At 72.4% G+C, this 23,833-nt stretch carries 19 protein-coding genes; 9 read left to right on the forward strand and 10 right to left on the reverse strand.

Annotated features, from left to right (window positions below):
• Positions 1–27 precede the first annotated feature (27 nt).
• Both map and AAFN69_RS04515 read left to right on the forward strand, forming a co-directional pair.
• Complete coding sequence (map, locus tag AAFN69_RS04510) at positions 28–885, forward strand: type I methionyl aminopeptidase (RefSeq protein WP_347726949.1); 858 nt, start codon at positions 28–30, stop codon at positions 883–885.
• Positions 886–1,032: 147 nt separating this feature from the next.
• On the forward strand, positions 1,033–1,716 hold the full coding sequence (locus AAFN69_RS04515; RefSeq protein WP_347726950.1) for a biliverdin-producing heme oxygenase: 684 nt from the start codon (positions 1,033–1,035) through the stop codon (positions 1,714–1,716).
• 133 nt (positions 1,717–1,849) lie between these two features.
• Here AAFN69_RS04515 and AAFN69_RS04520 read toward each other — a convergent pair whose 3' ends face one another.
• The 3 genes from AAFN69_RS04520 to AAFN69_RS04530 all read right to left on the reverse strand — a co-directional run bounded on the left by AAFN69_RS04520 (position 1,850) and on the right by AAFN69_RS04530 (position 5,764).
• Positions 1,850–2,602, reverse strand: a complete 753-nt coding sequence (locus tag AAFN69_RS04520) for a PhzF family phenazine biosynthesis protein (protein ID WP_347726951.1) — start codon at positions 2,600–2,602, stop codon at positions 1,850–1,852.
• Between the two features lie 117 nt (positions 2,603–2,719).
• Entirely contained in the window at positions 2,720–4,030 is a 1,311-nt protein-coding gene (locus AAFN69_RS04525; RefSeq protein WP_347727267.1) for a phosphatase PAP2 family protein, read from the reverse strand.
• Between the two features lie 255 nt (positions 4,031–4,285).
• Positions 4,286–5,764 carry a glycosyltransferase family 39 protein gene (locus AAFN69_RS04530; RefSeq protein ID WP_347726952.1) on the reverse strand — a complete coding sequence of 493 codons (1,479 nt, stop codon included), beginning with the start codon at positions 5,762–5,764 and terminating at the stop codon, positions 4,286–4,288.
• A 284-nt stretch (positions 5,765–6,048) separates the two neighbouring features.
• Here AAFN69_RS04530 and AAFN69_RS04535 point away from each other — a divergent pair, with 284 nt between their 5' ends.
• Positions 6,049–7,437 carry a glycosyltransferase family 39 protein gene (locus AAFN69_RS04535; RefSeq protein WP_347726953.1) on the forward strand — a complete coding sequence of 463 codons (1,389 nt, stop codon included), beginning with the start codon at positions 6,049–6,051 and terminating at the stop codon, positions 7,435–7,437.
• Positions 7,438–7,576: 139 nt separating this feature from the next.
• On the opposite strand, the gene AAFN69_RS04540 is transcribed toward AAFN69_RS04535, so the two are convergent.
• Together AAFN69_RS04540 and AAFN69_RS04545 are read right to left on the reverse strand one after the other, a co-directional pair.
• Entirely contained in the window at positions 7,577–9,217 is a 1,641-nt protein-coding gene (locus AAFN69_RS04540) for an HtaA domain-containing protein (protein ID WP_347726954.1), read from the reverse strand.
• Between the two features lie 33 nt (positions 9,218–9,250).
• Positions 9,251–10,651 carry an HtaA domain-containing protein gene (locus tag AAFN69_RS04545; RefSeq protein ID WP_347726955.1) on the reverse strand — a complete coding sequence of 467 codons (1,401 nt, stop codon included), beginning with the start codon at positions 10,649–10,651 and terminating at the stop codon, positions 9,251–9,253.
• Between the two features lie 200 nt (positions 10,652–10,851).
• Between AAFN69_RS04545 and AAFN69_RS04550 the strand changes: the two genes are divergently transcribed.
• From AAFN69_RS04550 to AAFN69_RS04560, 3 genes are read left to right on the forward strand one after another with little or no spacing between them, the layout of a single operon-like run.
• Complete coding sequence (locus AAFN69_RS04550) at positions 10,852–11,961, forward strand: ABC transporter substrate-binding protein (RefSeq protein ID WP_347726956.1); 1,110 nt, start codon at positions 10,852–10,854, stop codon at positions 11,959–11,961.
• A 2-nt stretch (positions 11,962–11,963) separates the two neighbouring features.
• A complete protein-coding gene (locus AAFN69_RS04555) occupies positions 11,964–13,256 on the forward strand; it encodes an iron chelate uptake ABC transporter family permease subunit (RefSeq protein ID WP_347726957.1) in 1,293 nt (430 codons plus the stop codon).
• Positions 13,253–14,083, forward strand: coding sequence for a heme ABC transporter ATP-binding protein (locus AAFN69_RS04560; RefSeq protein ID WP_347726958.1), 831 nt, complete (start codon positions 13,253–13,255; stop codon positions 14,081–14,083). The genes AAFN69_RS04555 and AAFN69_RS04560 overlap by 4 nt, the downstream gene beginning before the upstream one ends.
• Before the next feature lie 293 nt (positions 14,084–14,376).
• On the opposite strand, the gene AAFN69_RS04565 is transcribed toward AAFN69_RS04560, so the two are convergent.
• Positions 14,377–14,838 (reverse strand): hypothetical protein, encoded by a 462-nt coding sequence (locus AAFN69_RS04565; RefSeq protein ID WP_347726959.1) that lies wholly within the window; start codon positions 14,836–14,838, stop codon positions 14,377–14,379.
• A 14-nt stretch (positions 14,839–14,852) separates the two neighbouring features.
• Here AAFN69_RS04565 and AAFN69_RS04570 point away from each other — a divergent pair, with 14 nt between their 5' ends.
• Both AAFN69_RS04570 and AAFN69_RS04575 read left to right on the forward strand, forming a co-directional pair.
• Complete coding sequence (locus AAFN69_RS04570; protein WP_347726960.1) at positions 14,853–15,980, forward strand: FTR1 family protein; 1,128 nt, start codon at positions 14,853–14,855, stop codon at positions 15,978–15,980.
• Positions 15,892–16,821, forward strand: coding sequence for a hypothetical protein (locus tag AAFN69_RS04575; RefSeq protein ID WP_347727268.1), 930 nt, complete (start codon positions 15,892–15,894; stop codon positions 16,819–16,821). Before AAFN69_RS04570 ends, AAFN69_RS04575 begins: the two co-directional genes overlap by 89 nt.
• A gap of 1 nt (position 16,822) precedes the next feature.
• Here AAFN69_RS04575 and AAFN69_RS04580 read toward each other — a convergent pair whose 3' ends face one another.
• Together AAFN69_RS04580 and AAFN69_RS04585 are read right to left on the reverse strand one after the other, a co-directional pair.
• Positions 16,823–18,418, reverse strand: coding sequence for an NAD(P)/FAD-dependent oxidoreductase (locus AAFN69_RS04580; RefSeq protein WP_347726961.1), 1,596 nt, complete (start codon positions 18,416–18,418; stop codon positions 16,823–16,825).
• A gap of 294 nt (positions 18,419–18,712) precedes the next feature.
• The gene (locus tag AAFN69_RS04585; RefSeq protein WP_347726962.1) at positions 18,713–20,077 is read right to left on the reverse strand and encodes a hypothetical protein; all 1,365 of its coding nucleotides are present in this window, start codon (positions 20,075–20,077) and stop codon (positions 18,713–18,715) included.
• Between the two features lie 308 nt (positions 20,078–20,385).
• On the opposite strand from AAFN69_RS04585, the gene AAFN69_RS04590 reads away from it, so the two are divergent.
• Positions 20,386–21,420, forward strand: a complete 1,035-nt coding sequence (locus tag AAFN69_RS04590) for a helix-turn-helix domain-containing protein (RefSeq protein ID WP_347726963.1) — start codon at positions 20,386–20,388, stop codon at positions 21,418–21,420.
• 678 nt (positions 21,421–22,098) lie between these two features.
• On the opposite strand, the gene AAFN69_RS04595 is transcribed toward AAFN69_RS04590, so the two are convergent.
• Together AAFN69_RS04595 and AAFN69_RS04600 are read right to left on the reverse strand one after the other, a co-directional pair.
• Entirely contained in the window at positions 22,099–22,926 is an 828-nt protein-coding gene (locus tag AAFN69_RS04595; protein ID WP_347726964.1) for a bifunctional DNA primase/polymerase, read from the reverse strand.
• A gap of 126 nt (positions 22,927–23,052) precedes the next feature.
• Positions 23,053–23,658, reverse strand: a complete 606-nt coding sequence (locus AAFN69_RS04600) for a TetR/AcrR family transcriptional regulator (protein WP_347726965.1) — start codon at positions 23,656–23,658, stop codon at positions 23,053–23,055.
• Positions 23,659–23,833 lie beyond the last annotated feature (175 nt).

A 23,833-nucleotide genomic window follows, 5' to 3' on the forward strand; every position in this document is an offset into this window, starting at 1 on the left:
CCACACCCCCTGGTTAAACTCGCTGACATGTCTGGCCAGTCGCTGCTCGTACCCGGGCACCTCTCCCCCACCCGCTCCGTCCCCGCCTCGATCCGGCGCCCCGAATATGTCGGGAAACCCGCTCCGGCCCCGTACACCGGTACGGAGGTCCAGGATTCCGACACCATTGAGCGGATGCGGATCGCGGGCCGTATCGCCGCGCAGGCGATGGAGGAAGCCGCCAAGCACATCGCCCCCGGGGTGACCACGGACGAACTGGACCGGGTCGCGCATGCCTTCATGTGCGACCACGGCGCCTATCCGTCCACCCTCGGCTACCGGGGCTTTCCCAAGTCGCTCTGCACCTCGGTCAACGAGGTCATCTGTCACGGCATCCCCGACTCCACCGTGCTGCGCGACGGCGACATCGTGAACCTGGACGTCACCGCGTACATCAACGGTGTGCACGGCGACAACAACGCCACCTATCTCTGCGGCGAGGTCGACGAGGAGTCCCGGCTGCTGGTGGAACGCACCCGGGAATCGCTGAACCGGGCCATCAAGGCCGTGAAGCCCGGCCGCCAGATCAACATCATCGGGCGGGTCATCGAGTCGTACGCCGCGCGCTTCGGCTACGGGGTGGTGCGCGACTTCACCGGGCACGGGATCAATTCGTCGTTCCACTCCGGGCTGATCGTGCCGCACTACGACTCCCCCCACGCCACCACCGTGATCCAGCCGGGCATGACCTTCACCATCGAGCCGATGCTGACCCTCGGGACGTACGAGTACGACCTGTGGGAGGACGGCTGGACCGTGGTGACCAAGGACCGCAAGCGGACTGCCCAGTTCGAGCACACGCTGGTGGTGACGGAGAGCGGGGCGGAGATTCTGACCCTGCCCTGACCGCGACGGGCGGGGACCTTTTTCCCGACAAGGTGTCGGGAACCCATTGACTTAGGCAAGCCTAAGTAGGATGATCGGTGGCGGCAACAGTCATGGCTGCGTGCCATCCGCACCATTCATCCCCCTTGGTCCCTGGAGGTCCCCGCCTTGGACGCCACCGCTACCGCCACCGCCACGCCCACCGGCACACCGTTCTCCACCCTCATCCGTGTCGCGTCGCACGAGCAGCACACCGAGGCGGAGACCTCCCCGTTCATGGGCCACCTGCTCGGCGGACGGCTCGGTGTCGAGGCGTACGCCCGCTACACCGAGCAGCTGTGGTTCGTGTACCGGGCGCTGGAGGAGGCGGCGCAGTCGCTCGAGGACGACCCGGTCGCCGGACCGTTCATCCAGCCCGGCCTCTTCCGCACCGCCGAGCTGGAGCGCGATCTGGCGCATCTGCTCGGTGCCGGCTGGCAGTCGCGGGCACGGGCGCTGCCCGCGACCGAGGCGTACGCCGCCCGGGTCGCCGAGTGCGCGCGGACCTGGCCCGCCGGGTATGTCGCCCACCACTACACCCGTTACCTGGGCGACCTCTCGGGTGGTCAGATCATCCGCGACCGGGCGGAGAAGACCTGGGGCTTCGAGCGCAAGGGCGACGGGGTGCGGTTCTACGTCTTCGAGGAGATCGGCAACCCGGCCGCCTTCAAGCGGGAGTACCGCGAGCTGCTGGACGCGGTGAACGCGGACGACCTGGAGAAGCAGCGGATCATCGAGGAGTGCAAGCGCGCCTTCGATTTCAATGGCGCGGTCTTCCGCGAGCTGGACGGCGAGTTCCCGCTCAGCGCCTGAGACGTCATGGACGAGGGGGCGGCCGTATCTCCGGCCGCCCCCTCTGTCGTGTCCGGGCCCCCGCCCGCGCCGTGGTGTCCGAGCCTCGCCCGCGGCGACGGCCGCGGGTCACCTCCGCGTCGGGCCATCCGCCTCAGGTCATCCGTTCCAGGGCCTGGGCGACGCTCAGCCTGCGGGCCGGCACCGGGGCCGGGCCCGCGATCCGCACGGGAGCACTGGCGGGCGTCACCAGCCGGACCCGGCCACCGATCTCCACCGTGCCGTCGGGGCCGGGCGCGGTGAGGATCTGCGAGCCCCGGCCCTGGGTGATGTTCAGGGCCCGCCCGAGCAGATCGGTGAGGAGCAGCGCGGCACCGCCGGTCGCCTCGTCCTCCACCACACCGCCGGGCCGCCGGGGAAATCCCCGGGCGCGCACCCGGCCCGCCGCCTCGTCCTCCCAGGCCCAGGCATAGAGCCAGCCCTCCCCCGGCGGCGGCGCGGGCAGCGCGTCGATCTCGGCCGGGCCGGCGAACTGCCGGAGCAGCCGGGGCGCGACCCATTCGGCGCGGGCGGTGATCCAGGTGAATTCCCCGTCCCCCCGGGCCCAGACGGTGCCCGCCGGCGGATTCAGCTCCTCCAGATCGAGCAGCCAGGCGGCACCGACAAGGGGGTGACCGGCGAACGGCAGGCGTGCCCCCGGGGTGTAGATGTCGACGACACCCCGCTCGGGGTCGTCCACGAAGAGGGTCTCGCTGTAGCCCAGCTCATCGGCGACGGCCTGCCGGGAGGCCGGGTCGCGGTACGCGCGGGGGTCGCGGACGACCCCGAGGGGGTTGCCGTGGCTCCCGTCGGGGGCGCAGAAGACGTTGAGCACATCGAGCACATGGCGCACATCGCGTTCATTCACCCCGGCATTGAAACACCGGACGGGGGCGGTTCACCCGCGCGAGCGCGCAGCGGTTCCGTCAAGACGGCTCTCCGCGGTCACGCGCGGTGCGCTGTCCGCAGCCGCACGCCACACGCCTCAGGCGGGTTCGCGCTGGATCTCCGGCTGTGCTTCGGACTGTGCTTCGCTTCGGGGCCGCGGCAGCCGGACCGACGCCGCGTCCTCCCGGTCCCAGCGCGCGGCGGTCCTCGCGTAGCCGTAGATCACCGCGACCGTCGCCAGGATCAGCAGCGGTCCGAACACCCACGGGTGCGCGGCCAGTTCCATCGAGAGATAGCGGTACGAGAGCAGGAAGGCGGTGAAGACCGCGATTCCGAGGGCGACGAGCTGGATGCCCCGCCGGTCCCAGCCGCGGCTGTGCGCGCGCAGGCCCGCCTCGATGGTGAGCGTGAAGACGACACCGGCGATGATGTCCGCGCCGTAGTGGTAGCCGAAGCCCAGCGTCGCGCCGGTGGTGGCGATCAGCCAGAGCGCGCCGCCGATGCGCATGATCCACGGCCCCCTGAGGGAGTGGATGAAGATCGCGGTGGCCCATGCCGTGTGCAGGCTGGGCATGCAGTTGCGCGGGGTGATCTCGTCGAAGGGCATCGGGGCCGGAGTGCCGATCGGCGGCGGCGTGCCCGGCCAGGCGTTGACGATCGCCCACTCACCGCCGTCGGCGCCGTAGGCGAAGATCGGTCCGACCACCGGGAACAGCATGTAGAAGGCGGGCCCGATCAGGCCGATGACCAGGAAGGTGCGGACCAGATGGTGGGCCGGGAAGCGGCGCTCGGCCGCCACATTGCGCAGCTGGTACAGCGCGATGATGACCGCGGCCGCCGCTATCTGGATGTAGACGTACTCCAGGACGTAGGCGCCGACCGAGCCGGTGGCCTCGACCATCCGGCCCACCAGCCAGGACGGATTGCCCAGTGCCTGATCGGCGGTGAGCACGTACTGATCGAGCACCATCGGGCGAGTCTGGGAGGTGATCAGCAGCCAGGTGTTGCCGGTCTTGCGGCCGGCCACCAGCAGCAGCGCCAGCCCGACGCCCTTCAGCAGCAGGATGCGCTCATGGCCGGTGCGTCGGGTGACGGCGATGACACCACAGGCGAGGGTCACCCACAGTGCGCCATTGCCGAACATCATCTCGGCGCCGACCGCCGACCGCACCAGCCAGAAGACGATGTCGATGCCGATCGCGGCGCCGAGTGCGATGAACCGCTGCCGCCAGGTGAGCACCACCATCATCAGACCCATGCTGATGTACAGCACGGTCCCTGATTTGGGGGCGAATATCACCTCGCGCGCCTGGTCGGTGATCGGTCCGGGCTTGCCGTAGTTGCGCGCGGCGATCTCCAGCGCAATGAGGAATCCAAGGCCGACAACACCGACCACGCTCCACAGGATGACGCCAAGTCGACGCCGAGGAGCTGTCGGGGGGTTGCCGTCCGTTCTCGAGGACCCTCGATTTACCCTGGATATCAATTTTTCACCCGATGTGTCATATGTAAGCATGATCGTGCAAGCTCAAACATGCTAACGGAGCACATGGGTTTCCCCGGCCCGTGGCCGACGCCTACGCATCGGCCACGGGCATGCGGCAAACAGCCTGCCGCCGGGTGGCGTCGGGCCGCCCACTGCCGGCCGCCGATCGTTTCGCCGCTACTCGGCACATGCATTTCGTACGAAAAGCGTTATCTGCGCCTTGCTCACACGGAATGACTCCCGAGCCGTGAACTCCTGATCAAGAACGCGCCTCTTCTCGTCGTCCTGCGGCGAGGTCTCGATCTTCTCCAGACCAGGATCACGGACGGCCAGAATCCGGCACACGGACGTCATGCGGTCGGCCACCGCCGAAGACGTCACATCTGTCCCGTAAAGCGTGTCGGACGCGCGCGGGGACTGCCGCAGCAGCAGATCGGTGAAGTGCGGAGGGACCTCGGGGTTGTCATGGAGAACCCAGGCCCGGCGGTTCGACGGGAGGAAGACGAATCCGTCCGCGCTCCTGTCCATCTCGCCGATCGCCGACACCATGGCCCGTACGTCATCGCTCCGGCTGTCGGGCGAGCGCAGCGCGGGAGCCGCCACGGCGAGGGCGTACGCGGTGAAGGCGGCGGCCCCCGCGCCGGCCACCCAGCGCCAGAGCCCTGCCCCGGCACAGCGCTCGACGGCGACACCCACGAGGAGAGCCAGGCCGGCCTGTGCGTAGAGCACATACCGATCCACATAGAGATCGCGGAAGAGCGAGAGCACGAGCAGCGTCACGGCGGGACCCAGGAACAGCGCGAGAGCCGCCTCCCACGCGCCCGCCGCCTCGGTGCGGCGCAGGACGAGCCGGCCGAGAGCGCCGATGGCCGCCGCGAGGGCCCATGGGGTGACGTCCCCCCATGACGTGCCCGCGATCCAGGACACCTGGGCCGCCTGCCGCATGCTCACCACGATGACGGGGAGCCCGGCCGCGACCGCGCAGGCCGCCGCCAGCGCCCAGGACCGCAGCACCCGCCGGTCCGCGCGCAGAGCGGCGAGCGCCAGAGCATGCGCGGGCAGGACGAGCAGGGCGAATTCATGCATCCAGCAAGCCGCCGCCAGCAGAGCGGCGTACGGAATCCAGGCCCGGCCGGGCGGCTTCCGCGCGGCGCGTACGAGAGCCCAGGTCGACCAGGTCACCAGGCAGGTCACCAGCGCGTAGGACCGGCCCTCCTGGGCGTACTGCTGCACCGCGGGCAGCAGCGGGAAGACCAGGCCGGCCGCCCACCCGGCTCGTGCCCCCGCCAGCTCCCTGCCCAGCAGCGCCACCGCGCCGGCGGCGGCGCCCATCGCGATGACCGAGGGCCACCGCAGGGCCCCGAGTCCGGGCCCGAACACCTCGAAGACGACATGTAAAAGGGCGTAGTAGAGGCCGTGGACCGCGTCCACGTCCTGCACGGTCGCCCAGATCTCGCCGAGGTCGCGCCGCGCCATGTCATGGGAGATCGCCTCGTCCTGCCACAGGCTGCCGCCCCGGCTCAGCCCCCACGCCCCCAGCGCGCAGCTCCACAGCAGCGGAACGGATAAGAGCAGAGCGCCGGAGCCCGGGGCTTCCGGCCGCGACCGTGTCCGGCGGGCCGGCGGTAAATCGGGACAGCTCTCGGTCGTCAGCATCGCGCGCTCCCTCGTTCGTGTCGGAAACCGGCCCGGAACCGCGATTCGGGCCATTCCGTCAACTACCGGTCACATACTGTGATTCGACCATGCTAAAAGGCGTGCACCGCGCGCTCGCCCATGGAGGAATCATCGAAGCGCAAGCGCGGGAACGCTCCGTCCTTCCGCCGCCGGCCCCGCCGGATTCGTCCGCGGCCGGAGAGCGGACCACTCGGCACGGGCGGGGAGTTTTCCTCGTTCCCGCCCTCTGCTCGCTCTCACTGGGGCTCTGGGGCATCACCCGCATGGGCACCATGTGGCGCGATGAATCCGTCACTTACCAGGTCGCGCACCGGAGTTCGGCCGAGATCGTGGACCTGCTGCGGCACGCCGATGCCGTGCACGGCCTCTACTACCTCCTCATGCACGCGCTTTTCGGCGTCTGGGAGGGTGGTCTGATCACCCTGCGGCTGCCCTCGGTGCTCGCCACCGCCGTCACGGCCGGAGTGGTCGGGATCATCGCGCTGCGGCTGACCGCCCGGCCGGCGGCGGGGCTCATGAGCGGGCTCGCCTTCGCGGTCACACCCCAGGTCCAGATGTACGCGCAGGAGGGCCGCTCCTACGCGCTGGTGTGCGCGCTCGTGGCGCTGGCCACCTGGCTGCTGGTCACCCTGACACGGGACCCCTCGCCACGGCGCTGGTGGTGCTACGGATTCACCGTGCTGGTGGCGTCCCTGCTGCACGAGTTCGCGGTGTTCGCGCTCCTCGCGCACGGAATCACCCTGTACCGCTCCCCCTCGGCGCCCGCCGGGAGCCGGATGCGCTTCACGGCCTGCGCGGCCGGTGTGGGCGCCGCCCTGCTGCCGCTCGTCGTCCTCAGCATGGGCCAGTCCGGGCAGGTGTCCTGGATCGGCAGCCCCAAGGCGGGTGAGTGGTTCGAGATCGCCGGTGTCGCCGTGCTGGCCTCGGCCTGTGCCGGGTATCTGTACGGGCCGGGCCGGGCGGCGGACGTCAGCCGGCTCGCGCTGCCCCTCGCGCTGCTGCCCACCGGGGCCCTGCTCCTCATGGGCGCGGTGCACGAGGACATCTATGTCGACCGCTATGTCCTCTACACCAGTGTCGGCGTCGCACTTCTCACCGGAACCACCGCCGTCCGGCTGGCGGACCGGGCCCGGCGGGCCGCGGCGCCGGGCGGGCGCACCGCCCGGACCCTGGTGGCCGGCCTGGCGGTGCTGGCGTCCGCCGCCGCCACGCTGCCGGCCGCCCTCCAGATGAGAACTCCCGCCGGCCGGAAGGACAATGTCACCGCCATCGCCCGGGAGGTCGCCCGGCAGGCCGAGCACGGCGACACGGTCCTGTTCACGCCGTCCCGGCGCCGCGAGTGGATGCTCTCCTACCCCGGCGAGTTCAGCGGTCTGGCCGATATCGCGCTCAAGGACACACCCCGTGCGTCGGGAACCCTTCAGGGCACCGAGTGGTCCGCCCCGGACATCGGGCGGCGGCTGGCGCGGGCCGAGCGAGTCGTCGTGCTCAGCGATCCCGCAGGCCAGCCGCTGGACACCGGCCCCGGGGAAACGGTCAAGCGCGACATCCTGGAGCGCGACTTCACCGCCTGCCGGCGGACGGAGCTGAGGGGAGGCCGGGTCACCCTCTACACCCGCGTCTTCTGCCCGCCCCACACCCGCCGGCCCTGACACCGGACACCGGATACCGGACACCACAGGGAGTACGGGAAGCGGGGCAGGCCGCGAGCCCGGCTCCGGATGCACGCCGGTGAGGGCGTCACCCGGAGCCGGCCCGCCGCAGGGACGGCCGCCGCTCACGGAAGCGGGGTCACCCGGAGGCGTTCTCCCGGCGACGGACGGCGAAGACCACGGCCGCCCCGGCCGCGGCGACGCCGCCCGCGGCGGCGAGCAGGGCACCGGCCGGGAGGCCGGAACCGGTGGAGGCGAGCGAGCCGCCGCCACCGACCGTGCCTCCGGTGGTGCCGCCCGTCGGGCCGCCGACCGTACCGCCCGTGGTGCCGCCGACGGTGCCGCCGGTGGTCCCCCCGGTCGTACCGCCCGTGGTGCCGCCCGTCGTGGTGCCGGTGGTGCCTCCGGTCGTACCCCCCGTGGAGGAGCCGCCGGAGGTGGTGGGCAGCGGGGCGTCCTTGGTCAGCGCGACGGCGACCGTGACCGGGTCCATCTGCTGGTTCACCTCGTAGCCCTCGATCGCCTTGGCACCGGCGGCGGTGAGCTTCGCGGGCGCGTTGGTCAGCTTCACCACATTGTTCTCGGCCTTGAGTCCGCCGGCCGGGACGGTGAAGGCGACGAGTTCGGCGTTCGGGTACTCGACGCGCTTGCCGTTGTCCCGCTTGTTGGTGACGACATCGGCGATGAGCGTGCCCTTGGTGCCGTTCACCTTGACCTCGAAGCCGCTGAAGCTGAGGTCGAGGGCGGGTACGCCGGTGTCCTTGTCGGGGTGGCCGAGGAAGCGCAGCTTGCCGTCGAAGGACGCGTTGAGCGTCTTCTTCGCGGCGTCGAAGCTGCCCTTGGCCTTGGTGAAGCGGTAGATCTCGCCGGACTTGACCGCACCGCCGGTGAGTTCCACCTTGCCCTTGACGAAGGGCTTCGCGATGTAGTCGCGGAAGCGCTCAACCACACCCCAGTGGAGGTTGCCGTCCACCAGCGCGCCACCGGCGGCGGTGTTGCGGCCGGAGTCGCCGTCCGCGGTGCTGCCGCCCGTGGTGTTGCCGGCCGCCGGCTTGTCGGTGCCGGTGCCGGGCTTCTCGGGCTTCTCCGGCTGTCCGGGCCTGCCGGGGCCGGTGGGCTCACCACCGCTCCCCGGCCTTCCCGGCTTCACCGGCTTCACGGAGAGCGTCGCGGTGTCCAGGATCTCGCCCTCCGGGTAGCGGAAGGCGGCGGCACCGTCGGCGGTCAGGGTCGCCGGGATGTCCTTGAAGACCATCGCACCGCCGTCGCCCTCGCCGAAGGCGCTCTTCGCCAGATCGAGCGCGGCGACCGGGATGTCCTCCCGGGTCTCGCCGTCGACGGTGACATCGGCCCGGATGGTGCCGCTCGCGCGGTCGCCGACCAGCCGCACATCGGACACCTTGAGGGTGAAGCGCTTGGCGGTGAACTCGACCGTGCCCCGGAAGGAGGTGCTGAGCTCATGGGTGGCCGGGTCGTAGCCGCCGGTGCCCTCGGTGAAGGTGAAGGCGCCGTTCCCCGCCGCCTGCTCCGCGCCGTCGGCCGCCTTGATGCCCTCGGCGCCCACATAGGTGCGGAAGGACTCCTTGAACCCCCACTCGAGAGTGCCCTGTTCCAGCTTGTACACGGCCGGGTTCGCGGCCTGCGGAACCTGCTCGGCCGACAGGGACGCCGGGGGCTTCGCGTCGGCGGCGACGGCGGGGAGGGCGAGAGCGGTGGCTCCGAGGGCGGTGGCGGTGGCGATCGCTGCGGCGATGGTCACGGGGCGGCGGGAGGCCGGCATGAGGGTTTCTCCTGGGGGATCGGAGGTTCGGAATCAGCTCTGGGCGGCGCGGCGGCGGCGCAGGACCCAGAAGGCGGCGGCAGCGGCGGCGAGCACTCCGGCGCCCACGGCCGCGGTGACCGCGACGGGGAAGGAGTCCTCGGGCGCGGCGGCGGGCGCCGTCCTCGCCGCGGCCTTCCCGCCGGACTCGGCGGGCGTGGCGGACGGCGTCGGCGCGGTGTTGACCCCGCTGCCCAGGTCGGGCAGGGCGGGCAGCAGCGCGGCCTTGTCGACGCTCACCGCGAGCGAGACCGGGTCCATGGCGGTACCCGCCTTGTACATCGAGCCGAATGCCCTGGCGCCGCCCTCGGTGAGGGTGGCCGGGGCCTCGGTGAGCCGCACGAGCCCGTCCTCGGGCGCGAAGTCCGGGGCGGCGAAGGTGACCAGGGGGACGGCCGGGGTGGTGGTGCCCTCGCTGGTCACATCGGCGCTGAGCACACCCTTGCCGGCCGTCACCGTGGTGGTGACCTTGGCGAGGGTGAGGTCGATGTGCTCGCCGGTGAAGCGGACGGAGCCGGCGAAGGACGCCTTCAGGCTCTGCCTCTTCGCGTCGTAGACGCCCTTGCCCTGCGGGAAGCGGAAGAGAGCACCGCCGTCCTGGGCGCCCTGGGACAGGGTCCACTTGCCCTGGGAGATGGAGCCGGTGACGTACTCCCGGAAGGTGCGGCGCACACCCCAGTCGACGGCCGCGTCCCGGAGCGGGCCGGCCTCGGCGCCCGGCTGCTTCGCCGGGGTCTTCGGCTTCGCGGGCTTCCCGGGCGCCCGGCCGGCGGCGGCGACGTCCACGCTGAGGGCGATCGGGTCGAGCGGGGTGCCCGCCTCGTAGAAGCCGGCGAAGGCCGTGGCGCCCTGGGTGGTCAGGGTGGCGGGGATGCCCTGAAGGGCCACGGGACTGGCGCCGCCCTTCATGTTGACGCCGGAGAGATCGAGCGCGGCGAAGGGGACCTGGCCGCTGGTGGTGACCTTGCCGCTGCCCTTGGCCTTGCTCACCATGTCCAGGTGGAGGGTGCCCTTGCCGCCGGAGATCCGCACGGTGGGGTTGCTGAGCCTCAGATCCATCTCATGGCTGCCGTCCGGCTTCTTGTGGCCGGTGAAGTGGACCCCGCCGGAGAACCGGGCCGCGAAGGCGCCGCTGTCCGGGTCGTAGGTTCCGGTCGCCGAGTGGAAGCGGAAGAGGCTGTCGCCGACCGTGGCGGCGCCGGCGGTGAGCCGGTAACTGCCGTTGGCTATGGGGCCGGTGACGTACTTCTGGAAGGACGATTTGAACCCCCAGTCCAGCCTGCCGCCCTGGACCGTGCGGTCCGCGGCCTGGGCCGTGCCGGCCGGGAGCAGAGCTCCGAGCAGGGCCGCGAGGAGCATCACGGCGAATGCGCGAGCCGGTCGATACGCCAGCATGGGATCCCTCCGGGGGGTACAGCGGTATAGCAGAGCGAGGTAAGGCTAACCTAAGCTATGTCCAGCCTGTGCCGGTAGCCCCATGCGTTCCGGTTTTGGCCTTCGATTCCGGTTCGACGCCTTCGCGCCACACCGGAACCGACCCGGGGGAACGGCCCCCGAACGGCGCGCCCCACCGGGCACGTCACGGAACGACAGGGATGGTGTTCTCGGTGTTTCTCCAGGGCTCGGCGGGCTCGGCGCAGGCCGGGCGCCCGGTGCGTCCGGTGCGCGATTCGCGTGCGGGACGGGCGGGGCGCGGGTTTCGGCTGGTGGGCGCGGCGCTGACCGCGCTCACCGTCGCCGTGGTGGCGACCGGGTGCGGCGGGGATTCCGCTTCCCCGGCGGGACAGGCGGCGGACAAGAAGGGCTCCCCAGCCGGGGCGGACCGGGTCGAGCCCCTCGCCGGCCAGCCCGCGCAGCGGCTCCCGGTCACGGTCGACTCGGCGGACGGGAAGAAGGTCACCGTCGGCTCGGCCGACCGGATCGTGCCGCTGACCGGCTCGCTGAGTGAGATCGTCTTCACACTCGGACTCGGCGACAAGGTGGTCGCCCGCGATGTGACCGCCACCTTCGAACAGGCCGAGAAGCTGCCGGTGGTGACGCGCGGCCATGATGTCTCCGCCGAGAGCGTGCTGTCCCTGAAGCCGACCCTGGTCCTGGCCGAGACGGTCTCCGGGCCCGCTGAATCCCTTCAGCAGATCCGCGATGCCGGTATTCCGCTCGTGGTGGTGAAGACCGCGAAGAGCCTCGACGACGTCGGCACCCGGATCGACGCGGTCGCGGCGACGCTGGGCGTACCGGCGGCGGGCGATGCGCTGAAGACCCGTACCGAGTCACGTCTGGCGGCCGTCCGGAAGGACATCCCGGAGCCCGCCGACGGCAAGAAGCCCCGGGTGGCCTTCCTCTATCTCCGGGGCACCGCCTCCGTCTATCTCCTCGGCGGCGCCGAGTCGGGCGCGGCCTCGCTGCTGGAGGCGGCGGGCGCGGTGGACGCGGGCAAGGAGTCCGGGCTGACGAAGGACTTCACCGCCATCACCAGCGAGGCGCTGGCGAAGGCCGCGCCGGACGCGATTCTGGTGATGTCGAAGGGGCTGGACTCGGTGGGCGGCATCGACGGTCTGGTGAAGATCCCGGGGGTCGCGCAGACTCCGGCGGGCATGGACCGCCGGGTGGTGTCGGTGCCGGACGGTGTGCTGCTGAACTACGGCCCGCGCACCGACGAGGTGCTGACCTCCCTGGTCGAGCAGTTGTACGCGGGCGGTAAGTGACCATGGCGACCGAAGCGGAATCCCGCGCGCCGGAGCCGGCGGGCGAGACGGGCCCCGCCGCGCCGACCCTGCGGAAGGCGGGCGGGGAGGGTGCGGAGGGCGTTGCCGGCCCGCCCGGCGCGGAGGGTGCGGAGGGCGTTGCCGGCCCGCCCGGCGCGGACCGCCCGTCCGGCCCCTCTCCGGCGGCCGGGCACAGGACCGGCGCGGCCGAGACGGCCGGGCCCGGAACCGCCGGGCACAGGACCGGCGCCGGCGAGACGCCCCGGCGGCGCTCCACCGCGTATCTCCTCACCGCCGGCCTGATCGTCGCGCTCGTCGCCGTCTCCCTGGTCTCGGCCGGATACGGCGCGTACGACATCCCGCTCGGCGATGTCATCGCCTCCGCCCAGCACCGCATGGGCCTCGGCGGCCGGCCGCTGGACCGGGTCGGGGAGAGCGTGCTGTGGAATGTGCGGCTGCCGCGCGTGGTCCTCGCACTGCTCGTCGGCGCGTCCCTCGGCTGTGCCGGCGCCCTGATGCAGGGCGTCTTCGGCAATCCGCTCGCGGAGCCCGGCATCATCGGCATCTCGTCGGGTGCGGCCGTCGGCGCCGTCGCCTCCATCGCGCTCGGGCTGAGCTTCTTCGGCAACTGGACGATCACCGTCTGCGCGTTCATCGCCGGACTGGCGACCGTCTTCCTCGTCTACGCGCTCTCCCGCTCGGGCGGCCGGACCGAGGTGGTCACCCTCATCCTCACCGGTATCGCCGTGAACGCCTTCGCGGGCGCCCTGATCGGTCTCTTCATCTTCTTCGCCGACAACGCGCAGATCACCCAGATCACCTTCTGGCAGCTCGGTTCGCTCTCCCAGGCGACCTGGCCGAAGGTGCTCGCCGTACTGCCGTGCGCCGCCCTCGGCCTGCTGATCGTGCCGTTCTACGCCCGCAAGCTCGATCTGCTCGCCCTCGGCGAGCGGCCCGCCCGCCATCTGGGCATCGATGTGGAGAAGCTGCGGATCACCCTGATCCTGGTGGTGGCGCTCTTCACGGCGGCGGCCGTGGCCGTGGCCGGTGTCATCGCCTTCGTCGGTCTGCTCGTACCGCATCTGCTGCGGATGGCGAACGGCCCCGGCCATCGCTTCCTCGTCCCCGGGTCCGCGCTCGGCGGCGCGCTGGTGCTGGCCCTCGGCGATCTCGCGGCGCGCACCGTCGCCGAACCGGCCGAGCTCCCGCTCGGGGTGCTCACCGCGCTCTTCGGCAGCCCGTTCTTCTTCTGGCTGCTGCGCAGGACCCGTCGCAAGCAAGGTGGTTGGGCATGAGGACTCTCTTCGGCGGCCGGCGGCGGTCGCTGCCCGAGCGCCCCGCGCCGGGCACGGTGCTCGCCGAGGCCCGGGGGGTACGGGTCAGGCTCGGCAGCCGGGATGTGCTGACCGGGATCGATCTCACCGCCCGCGCCGGTGAGGTACTGGCCCTGGTCGGTCCGAACGGCGCCGGCAAGTCGACCCTGTTCGGCGCGCTCGCCGCCGATCTGCCCGCCGGTACGGGCTCGGTGACCATCGCGGGCCGCCCGGCCGGCGACTGGACCCCGGCCGAACTGGCGCTGCGCCGCTCCGTGCTGCCGCAGGCCGCCGCGCTCTCCTTCCCCTTCCGGGTGGAGGAAGTGGTACGGATGGGGCGCGCGCCCTGGTCGGGCACGGAGCTGGAGGACGACGACGACATCGCGGTCGCCGAGGCCATGGCCACGACGGAGACCGCCGAATTCGCCGACCGGCCCTTCTCCGCGCTCTCCGGCGGCGAACGGGCGAGGGTCGCCCTCGCCCGCGTACTGGCTCAGCGCACCCCGCTGCTGCTGCTCGACGAACCGACCGCGGCACTCGATCTGCGCCACCAGGAACTGGTCCTCCGGGTCTGCCGCGAGCGCGCGGCGGCCGGCGACGGAGTCGTGGTCGTCCTGCACGACCTGGGTCTCGCGGCGGCCTACGCGGACCGGGTCGCGATCCTCCACGAGGGCCGGATCGCGGCGGACGGGAAACCGGCGGACATCTTCACCGATGAGCTGCTGAGCCGGGTCTACCGCCAGCCGGTGGAGGTCTTTCCGCATCCGCGCTCGGGCTCACCCGTGGTGCTGCCGAGGCGCGCCGGCTGAACGGACCGGACGGTGGGTGCGCCTGTCGTACGCGGCGGGCCGCTCGCCCTCCGGCCGGACGGGACCCGCGGGGCGGGAGGGCGTCCCGGACGGCCACGGAAGCTCCGGCTCCGGCCGGGGGATCCGAGTCCGGCCCCGGATCCGGGACTGTGCTCGACCCCGGGTCCGCGTCCGCGTGCGATGCACCGGGTCCGCAGGCGACGCCTCGGACACCCGCGTGATGCCCGGCAGCCCCCGTACCCCTCCGGCGAACGTCACCCCGCACCGGAGCCCCGGACGCGGACCGGACGGGCTCAGCAGGCGGCCGGACCCGCCGGGTTCGTACGGCGGGCGAGCCGGTGGCGGACCGTCTGGACCAGTGCCCAGAGCAGCAGCCCGGCGATCAGCGGAGGGCCCGTCATGAGGAAGAGACCGGCCCCGATATTGGCGCCGATGACCCCGGCGGTCAGCACCCGCAGCCCCATGGCGGCGATCAGGCCGGCGGCGACCAGCGGCAGCAGCACCTGCCAGTGGCGCGGATCCATGGCCCCGCGCCGCCCGGCCCGGCTCAGCAGAAAGGCACAGCCGGCCGTCACCAGGAGGGCGGCCACGCCGAGCGCGGTGTCCCAGCCCTCCGTGGCCCGCCAGGGCTCCATGTAGTAGTCGAGTTCGGAAGGCTTGAAGCCCTCGGCGTCCTGCCGGCCCATGAGACCCCACAGAGCGACCGGTGCGGCCAGTACCAGTCCCGCGCCCGCCATGATGTTCGTCCTGTGCATTGCCATATGTCCATATGACCACTGGTGCCGCGGTCCGTCATGAGTACCGCTACTCAGTTCACCGGCGCCGCGGCGCAACCCCGGCCCGGCTGGTGCTGTCCTTCTTCCCGGACGAGGAACCACGGGGGGACGGGAACCACATGTTCGGCACCTATCTGTTCGGTCTGCGCGAGGGACTCGGGGCCGCCGTCGCCCTCGGTCTCGTCATCGCCCTGCTGCGGCGGACCGGCCGGCCCGCCGCGGTGCCCGCCGTGCTGCTGGGCGCGGGGGCGGGGGTCGCCGTGTTCGCGGGACTCACCTGCGTACTCGAATTCGCGCCGCCCGGGCTGACCTTCCGGGCACAGGGACTCCTGACCGCCGCGCTCGCGCTGCCCGCCGCCGCCGCGCTGGGCGGCCTGGTGGTGTGGCTGCGCCGGGACGCCGCCGGCGGGCGGCGGGAGCCGGGGATTCCGGCGCCGGTTCCCACCGGATTCCTGGTGGTCACCGGATTCCTGGCCGCCGGGCGCAACGGCACGGAGGCGGGCCGGTTCTCCTGGTCGGCGATCCGGTCGGCGGTCGACGAGCACGGTTCCGCGCTCCCCCCGCTCCTGCTGCTGCTCGGTCTCGCGACGGCGGCCGGCGCGGCGCTGCTGCTGCTCCGCTCGCTGACGGGCCGCCATGACCGGGCGGTCTTCCCCACCCTCGCCGGCTCTCTGCTCATCGTCACGGCCGCCGGATTCCTCGCCGACGGCCTCGGGGCGCTCCAGTCGGCACGGGTGCTGGACGGATCGGCGGAGCTCGCCTTCGATCTGACCGCCGCATTCCCTCCGGACACCTGGTACGGAGCGCTGCTCACCGGTGCGACCGGCTTCGAACCGGCCCCGACCACCCTCCAGGCGGCGGTGTGGCCGCTCGCGCTGATCCCCCCGCTCGCCCTGCTCCTCATCCCGGTAGGCTTCGGCCGTTCAGCGGCGGGCGAGAAGAGAGCGACCGATGACAGGGCCGATGCGGGTGAACACACGGCGCCTTCCGGGCCGCCGGGGCCGGGCGGGCCTGGTGACGGCGTCGGTGCTGATGCTGACGGCGAGCGGCTGTGTCACGGTGCACGGCGAGCGGGAGATCATCCCGACGGCGACAAGGGCCGAGGCGGCGAAGGCGCTTGAGCAGTTCACCACCGCGTACAACGCCGCCGACAAGGCGTACGACCCGGCGCTGAGCAGTGCCAGGGTGACGGGCGCGCTCGGGGCGATCAACCAGGCCGGTCTCACCTCGCGCAGTGTCAACTTCCCCCGGGGCAATGCGGAGCACATCCCGCTGAAGCTCTCGGACGAGAAGTTCCTCATTCCCGAGAAGGCCGGCTGGCCGCGGTTCTTCGTCGTCGACGCCGATTCCAATCTCGACCGCGACCAGGGCGACGCCGACACCCGCTGGCTGATGCTCTTCACGAGGAGCGGTCCGGACCAGCTCTGGCGGGTCGCCTATCTGACGATCCTCTCCCCTTCCCTGATACCGCCGGTGCGGACGGGTGCGGACGGCCACGCGGAGCCGGTGGCCGCCGACGCCGCCGGTCTGGCGCGGAAGCCGGCCGGGCTGAGTGCCGCGTACACCTCCTATCTGGAGACCGGGAAGCCGGCGGACTTCGCGGCCGGGCCGCACACCTCCGAGTGGCGTGCCGTCCGCGCGGCGGAGGCGGTACGTCCGGGGCGGACCAAGCAGTATCTGGACAAGCCCCTGAACAGCGGGGACTTCGCGCCGCTGGGGCTGCGGACCGAGGACGGCGGGGCGCTGGTCTTCTTCTCCTCGCGCTCCTTCGAACGCGAGACGGCGGCGGACGGTGTCCGCATCCAGATCAATCCGGACACCCGGGCGCTGCTGAAGGGCGAGGTCATGTCCTCGCTCACCAAGGAGCGGGTCTCCGGCCAGGTGGCGCTGGTGCCGCCCGCGGGCGGCAGGACCGCGGTACTGGCCCGGCTGACGGGTCTGACCTCGGCCAAGGGCTCCTAGGTCACGCGCCGCCGGTGAGCGCGGTGGCGACGATATGGCCGGATCCGCCGCCGAGCCCGGGGCCGGGATGGGTGGAGGCACCGATGTGCCAGAGTCCGCGCACCGGTGTCGCATGCCGTCCGGCACCCGGCAGCGGGCGCCACAGCCAACTCTGGTCCAGGTCGGTGGCGCCGCCGTAGGGATCGCCGCCGACCGCGTTGGGGTTGCGGGCGGTCAGCTGATCGGGAGTGATCACATCCATGGCGCGTACGAGCTCCCGCAGCCCGGGGGCGTGCCGGGCGATCCGGTCGAGCACCCGGCCGGCGTATCCGCGGGCCAGTTCGGGGGTCCATCCGCCGGTGGTGTCGAGCTCCCCGGCGGCGTCCCCGAGCGGGCGCGCGGGGAGTTCCTGGAGCTGGAGCCAGAGGGCCGCGGCGCCCTCGGGCACCCGGCCGGGGTCGAGGATGTCCTGCCGGCCGACGGCGACGGTGGGCCGCCTCGGCAGCAGTCCGGCCTCCGCCTCCGCGCAGGCGATGCCCGTGCTCCCCGAGCCGTCGGAGAGATGGATCAGCGGCACCGCGGCCAGCCGTTCGTCCCGCCAGGGCACGGGGGCCGAGAGGGCGACATGGATCTGCATCGCGGCGCGACCGTGCCGGAAGCGCGCCGCCTCCTCGCGCGGTCCGGGAGCGACGGCGGACCGGGGCAGCAGCCGGCCGTAGAGCGCGCCGGGGGTGACGGAGGCGAGCACCGCGCGCCGGGCGCGGATGGTGCGTCCGCCCGCGACGACACCGGTGGCCCGGCCGGACTCCACCCGGATGCGCTCCACCTCCGTACCCGTGAGGATCCTGACGCCGAGGGAGTGCAGGAGGGAGCGGAAGGCGGCGGTGAAGCGGCCCGCGCCGCCGGCGACGACGGGCAGCCCGGCGCCGTGCAGGGTGGCGGCGAGCAGCGGCATCATGAATCCGCCCGGCGCCTGGTCGGGGGCGAGGCCGGCATGCAGCAGCCAGGGGGCCCAGAGGTGGTCCGCCTCGGTGCCCCGGTAGGCGGAGCGGGCGTGTCCCCGGCCGCTCGCGGCGAGTGCGCGCGCCCAGTGTTCGAGGCCGCCGGAGCCGAGGAGGGAGGCGAGCCGGCGCACGGCGTCCGGGGAGCGGAGATCGCCGCCGAGCAGTCCGCCGATGACCGGCATGTCCGCCTCCAGCCGGCGGAGTTCGGCGAGATAGGTGTCACGGTCGGCCGGGTGGGCGAAGCCCCCGGCGGTGATCCCGGGGTCGCGGTGGGCGAGGGTGATCCGGCCGTCGCCGGCCACGGAGGCGGTGACCCACTCATCGGTGTTGCGGTACTCCAGGCCGTGCTCGCGCAGCCGGCCGCCGAGCCGGGCATGGGCGGGTCCGGAGACGAAGAGGGGGTGCCAGGAGGAGTAGGTGTCGTGGACATAGCCGGGGAGGGTGCGCTCTCCGGAGGAGATGAAGCCGCCGATCTCGCGGTGGCGTTCCACCAGGGTGACGGACCAGCCCGCCTCGGCGAGTTCGGCCGCCGCCACCAGTCCGTTGATCCCCGATCCCACGATGACGGCATCGGTGGCGCTGTCGCTGTCGGTTTCAGTGCCGGCGCTGTTCACGGTGCCTCTCCTCGCTGGTCCCGGTGTCCGCCCGGGAACGATTGTCACAGGGCGGTGCGCGGGCGGGGTGGAAGCGGAGTGGTGCCGCCCGGGGCGGGGTGCCCGGACGGCACCACGGGTGGCTCCGGCACGGCGGGGTGTGGGCCGCCGTGCCGCGCCGTGCCGGAGCCGGTCGGGTCGGGCATCCGGTCGGCCCGCCGGCCCGCCGGCCCGCCGACGCGTCAAGCGGCCGGCCGGTCAAGCGGGTCAACGCGTCAGCCCGTCAGCCCGTCAGCCCGTCAGCCCGTCAGCCCGTCAGAAGCGGAATTCCCAGCGCTGCTTGGCGGAGCCGTCACACGCGGCGGTCCGCAGGGCCTGGCCGAAGGACTCGGCGGTCAGGCAGCCGTTGTCGTTGGCGACCACCTCGTACTGCCGGTTGCCGACGGAGCGCAGGCTCCACTTCTGGTACTCGGCGCCGGTCCACGGCTGGAGGTGGGTGAACCGGTTGGTGCCGTCCACGATCTGCGCGGGGTTGGTGTTGATGACCATCGCCTTGGTGTGAGCGAGCACCGGGCTGATGCGGTAGCGGTTGTCGGGGAGCTTGGTCATGTGCCACCGCTGGGCGGCGGGGCCCCAGTCGCCCTCGGCCTTGATCCTCGTGCCGTCCGAGGTCCACGCGTTGTCGAGGTCGGCGGCGTGGCCGGTGGCGCTGCGCAGGGTCGAGATGGCGGGCACCAGGTGGTCGGGCCGGATCAGGAAGGCGCTGTCCGCGACGTTCCAGGAACGGGCGAGGTGGCTGCCGGGCTGGGGCTTCGGGTTGAAGTAGGTGTCACGGCTGCAGTCGACCCAGCTGATGTCGGCGGGGACATTCGGCGTGGGACAGGGGTTCAGCGGTGTCGTGGGGGTCCAGCCGGGGATGGTTCCGTCGTTGTAGCACATGACGTCTTTGTCGAAGGTGCAGTGGCTGCCGGCGGTGCCCAGGGGTGCCTGGACCTGTACCGCGCCGAGGAGGTGCAGCATCTCGTGCAGTTCGATGTCGTTGTTGTCGATGCAGCCGATGCCCTTGAGGCCGACCATCGCATGGCCGCCCTGGTGGTTGTACCCGTTGGCCGCGCCCGGCCGGCCGTCCTGACCCGGGGTCCAGGCCAGGCCGCAGGCGGCGTTCTCGGCCCAGATCACGTACTTGCGGTCCGTCGCGCCGAAGCCCTGGGCGGAGAGCGCGGCGGCCATTCCGCCGGGGACGTTGTCCACATCGGGATAGGGCAGGACCACCCGGGTCACCGTCGGGTCGCAGGAGGCGTCGTGGACGTAGCGCACCTCACGGCGCTCGCCCATGGCCTCGCTGCTCTGGACTATCCGGCCGTTGATCTTGCCGGCGCGAGTGCGGAAGTCGGAGCGCAGGGCGTCCAGCCGGTCGGGCTGGTTCTGTCCGCGCACATAGAGGAGCTGGACCCGGGGGCCGGAGGTGCCGTTCCCGGAGCAGGAGGCCGGCACGACGGGTGCGGGCTGGAACTGCTGTGCGGCGGCGAGCGAGGCGGCGGTACGGGGGGCCGGTTCGACGGCGGCGGGGGCGGTTTCGGCCCGCGCCGTACCGGTGGCGGCGAGCGAGCCGATGAAGGCGGTGGCCAGCACGGCGGCGGCGGTGGTTCTCAGACGTGAGGCGGTGTGTCGTAAGGTCATGCGAATCGAGTGTGCACAGCATCCGTCAACGTTTCTTCAACGGTTCGGACGGCTGTGTTGACGGTCCGTTGACCGGGCCGGCGGGTGTTCGCCCCGCGCGCGTCCGCAGGTCGGGGCGGGTCGTGACCGCCTCGGGCGCCCTCGGCCGACGGCATCCGGACGACCGCGAGGCTCCGTACAGGCTTTCGAGCGTGCCCGGTTTTCGTCTTGCCGAACGGTCCCGGTGCGTCGGTAGAGTTGTTTCGATCATGGAGTGACGCGGGGTGTCCGCCGTGTGCGTCTCCAGCGAGGGAACCAGGGGGCGGAGGATGCAGTCACTGCTGTCCACGGACGGGCTGGACAGCGGGGACCGTTTCGCCTGGTTCTGTGATGTGGTCACCCATGACGTGGCGCCCATGAAGCTGGCCGCCAGGAATCCCGAGGGTTTCCGGGCGCGTTCGGAGTCGGTGGCGCTGGGGCAGACCCGGCTGTCGAGCTTCGCGTACACCCCGATCCACTCCTGGCGGCCCCCCTCCCTCATCAGGCGCAGCGATCCGGAGTTCTACCATCTGGCGCTGATCACCGCCGGCTCGATGCGGCTGACACAGCGGCGCAACGAGACCACGGTCGAGGCCGGGGACTGGGTGCTCTTCGACACCTCCCACCCGCTCGAATCCTTTGTGGTCGGCGACGCGAATGTCAGCCATGTGATCATCCAGCTGCCCCGGTACTCCCTGCGGCTCCCGGCCGACCGGACCGATGGGCTGCTGGCCCGGCGGCTGCACAGCGACAGCGGGCTCGGCGCCGTCCTGACCGGCCATGTCAACACGGTCGCGGCGCACGCCGACGCGTACACCCCGCAGGACGCGGTCCATCTGGGCGCCGTCACCCGGGATCTGGCCACGGCCTTCCTCGCCCATCATCTGGACGCCATGGGGCAGCTCCCCCGGGAGACCCGCCGCCAGGCCCTGCTGGCGGAGATCGACACCTTCATCGACCTCAATCTCGCCGACCCGGCCCTGACCCCGCGGGCGATAGCCGATCACCACCACATATCGCTGCGCACGCTGCACTATCTGTTCCGGCAGGGCGAGCGGACGGTGACGGCCACCATCCGCCACCGCCGTCTCGAACGCTGCCACCGGGATCTCGCCGACCCCGCTCTCGCCTCCCACTCCATCGCGGACATCTGCGCGCACTGGGGCTTCCACCGGCCGACCGCCTTCAGCCGGGCCTTCCGCGCCGTCTACGGCCTCAGCCCCAGCGACCACCGCCACCACAACACGGCCTCCGCCATCCGCCCGCCCGATCCGCACGGACAGTTCCGTGCCCCGGGCGGGCCCGGCGTGCACGGAAAGCCATGAACCCTTGCACGCGAGGCCGACCCGGGGGCACGGGCGGTCGGTAGCGTCGTTGGTGTCCGCTTCAGTAACCGACCGGGGCGGCCGGAGGGCAATCACCATGCGCACTCTCGTCAGGTCCGCGATCACCGTCGCCGTGGGAGCGGCACTCTTCACCGGTTCCGGCACTCCGGCCCCGGTCACGGCCGGGGAGTACGCCGGGGGCGGCCCGGCCGCGACGGCCGCACTCGTGGCGGGGACCGTCCCGGGGAGCCTGCCGGGAACCGTGCCGGTGCCGGCGGAATCGTCCGGCGGTGCCGGGGAGCACGGCTCGGGCCGGGTCGATTCGGTGCCCGTGCGCCTCGACGGCACCCCGCGTCCCGTACCGGCCGGGCCGGTTCGCGCACGCCGGCCGGTCCGCCGGGCGGGCCGGCGGACCGCTCCGCGCCCCTGCCCCAGCCCGGCGGGGGCGGGCCTTCCCCTTGCCGCGCACGGTGGTGGCCCCGGGGCGGGTGCGGTCTGTTCGCGTGCGCCCCGGCGGGCGGGGCGCCGGGCGGGGCCGGGCGGGCGGCGGGGGCAGCGCGCGCCCGGCGGCTGTACCCGGCGCGGTGGCTGAGCCCCGGTGGGCTCATGGGATCCCGGCTGAGGGCGCCGCCGCCGCACCGGCCCGCGAGGACCGGGGCCGACGGCCGGGGGCGTGGCTCAGCGGCGGCCGGCGGCCCGCCCGGCCGGTTCGTGGTCCTGGCTCACCGCGGCCTTGTTGTACCCCGCGTACCCGTCCTCGAAGTCGTCGGCCGCCGCCGCGGCGTCGGCCTCGTCGGCATACCGGGCGCAGGCGTCGGTCAGGGTCTCCAGGAGCGTCAGCGGGTCCGGGAGCGGGTGTTCGGGGCCGCGTACCCACTCGACCCGGTGGTCACCGGGCAGCCGTGCGGGCGGTACGAGGACATAGCTGCCCCGGCAGTGCCAGCGGAGCCCCGGGTGCTCGTCCATCGTCTCGGGCCGGCAGTCCAGCTCGCACGGCCACCATTCGTCCTCGTCCTCCGGGGTGCCCCGGGTGGCGGTGAAGAAGAGCGCGCGCCCCTCGTCGCCGGTGCCGCCGGACTCGGCGACCGGGCCGACCTCGACACCGAGCTCCAGCAGCCGCGCGAGGGCGCTGCGGCCCGCTTCGAGCGGGACGTCCAGCACATCGTGGATCATGCCGGTGGCGGTGATGAAATTGGCGTCGGGCTCGCCCTGCGCCCAGCGCTGGATCTGGGCCCGGTCGGTGGTGGACTGCGTCTGCCAGGCGAAGGAGACCGGGTGGCGGCCGGGAATCGGGCAGCCGATCCGCTCACAGGAACACCGGTACGCGACGGGGTACGCGGCAGGTGCCAGTGGCATACCCGCATCCGCGACGGCGAGCAGCAGCTCCTCGCGGCGGGAGTCCTCGGCCCCGGTGTCCTTGGGGCGGCGGCGCAGCCAGTGGGGCAGCCGCGCCTCCCAGGAAGGCCTGTTCTCCGTGCCGCTGTGGCGACTCCTGCTGTCGGCCATCTATCCCCTCACACCTCACGTTCGCCCCAGGTGGTCTCTACCATCGTCCCACCATCCTGCGGTGCGAGTGGCCACACTTCCCAACCGGGGGTGGGCGGACGGGGGCGGAGGGGGCGCGTTCGGGGCTCAGCCGCGGGGCGCGAGGCCGTTCAGGGCGTACTCGACCAGCGTGTCCGCGTAGTCGTGGGTGAGCGGGAGGGTGCGCAGCAGCCAGCGGTGCGTCAGCGGTCCGACAAAGAGTTCGACGGCGATCCTGGCGTCGAGACCGGTCCGCACCTGGCCGGCCGCCTCGGCGGTGCGCAGCCGCTCGGTGTAGAGCCGGAGGGAGGGTTCGAGGAGTTTCTCGACGAACTGGGCGCCGAGCACCGGATCGACCACGCCCTCGGCGGCCAGGGCCCGGGTCGGTCCGTCGTGGGCCGGGTCGTTCATCTCGTCCACGGTGGCCCGCAGCACCAGCCGGAGATCGGCCGCGAGGTCCCCGGTGTCGGGAAACTCCGGGACATCGCCCGCGGCCTGCCCGGCGAGGTCGAGATACGCCTCCAGCAGTACGGCGGATTTCGACGGCCACCAGCGGTAGATGGTCTGCTTGCCCACCCCGGCACGGGCGGCGATGCCCTCGATGGTGGTGCGGGAGAACCCCGTCTCGGCGACGAGGGCGAGGGCGGCGGCGTAGATGGCGCGGCGGGAGCGGTCACTGCGGCGGCCGGCGTCGGGCTTTCTGTTGTCGGTCATGCGGCCAATCTAGCAATGAAGAGCCGATACGTCTCGTCTCGACAGTCCTGGCGCCCGGACGCGGGCCCTCCGCGGGCCCTGCGGGGAAAGCGCCGGGTGTCAAGAAGGACAGGCTCCCGACCGGTTCACAGCGGAATCGGCCGATCGGCCTCACCATGGCAACACGCACGCGGAC

The organism is Streptomyces sp. CAU 1734, from assembly GCF_039888735.1.
GTDB lineage: Bacteria > Actinomycetota > Actinomycetes > Streptomycetales > Streptomycetaceae > Streptomyces.

Excerpts from the sequence above, each read along its gene's own strand:
- map (WP_347726949.1), top strand. The coding sequence starts at position 28 with ATGTCTGGCCAGTCGCTGCTCGTACCCGGGCACCTCTCCCCCACCCGC.
- AAFN69_RS04530 (WP_347726952.1), bottom strand. The coding sequence starts at position 5,764 with ATGCTGACGACCGAGAGCTGTCCCGATTTACCGCCGGCCCGCCGGACA.
- AAFN69_RS04535 (WP_347726953.1), top strand. The coding sequence starts at position 6,049 with ATGGGCACCATGTGGCGCGATGAATCCGTCACTTACCAGGTCGCGCAC.
- AAFN69_RS04540 (WP_347726954.1), bottom strand. The coding sequence starts at position 9,217 with ATGCCGGCCTCCCGCCGCCCCGTGACCATCGCCGCAGCGATCGCCACC.
- AAFN69_RS04545 (WP_347726955.1), bottom strand. The coding sequence starts at position 10,651 with ATGCTGGCGTATCGACCGGCTCGCGCATTCGCCGTGATGCTCCTCGCG.
- AAFN69_RS04550 (WP_347726956.1), top strand. The coding sequence starts at position 10,852 with ATGGTGTTCTCGGTGTTTCTCCAGGGCTCGGCGGGCTCGGCGCAGGCC.
- AAFN69_RS04555 (WP_347726957.1), top strand. The coding sequence starts at position 11,964 with ATGGCGACCGAAGCGGAATCCCGCGCGCCGGAGCCGGCGGGCGAGACG.
- AAFN69_RS04560 (WP_347726958.1), top strand. The coding sequence starts at position 13,253 with ATGAGGACTCTCTTCGGCGGCCGGCGGCGGTCGCTGCCCGAGCGCCCC.
- AAFN69_RS04565 (WP_347726959.1), bottom strand. The coding sequence starts at position 14,838 with ATGCACAGGACGAACATCATGGCGGGCGCGGGACTGGTACTGGCCGCA.
- AAFN69_RS04570 (WP_347726960.1), top strand. The coding sequence starts at position 14,853 with ATGACCACTGGTGCCGCGGTCCGTCATGAGTACCGCTACTCAGTTCAC.
- AAFN69_RS04575 (WP_347727268.1), top strand. The coding sequence starts at position 15,892 with ATGCTGACGGCGAGCGGCTGTGTCACGGTGCACGGCGAGCGGGAGATC.
- AAFN69_RS04585 (WP_347726962.1), bottom strand. The coding sequence starts at position 20,077 with ATGACCTTACGACACACCGCCTCACGTCTGAGAACCACCGCCGCCGCC.
- AAFN69_RS04590 (WP_347726963.1), top strand. The coding sequence starts at position 20,386 with ATGCAGTCACTGCTGTCCACGGACGGGCTGGACAGCGGGGACCGTTTC.
- AAFN69_RS04595 (WP_347726964.1), bottom strand. The coding sequence starts at position 22,926 with ATGGCCGACAGCAGGAGTCGCCACAGCGGCACGGAGAACAGGCCTTCC.
- AAFN69_RS04600 (WP_347726965.1), bottom strand. The coding sequence starts at position 23,658 with ATGACCGACAACAGAAAGCCCGACGCCGGCCGCCGCAGTGACCGCTCC.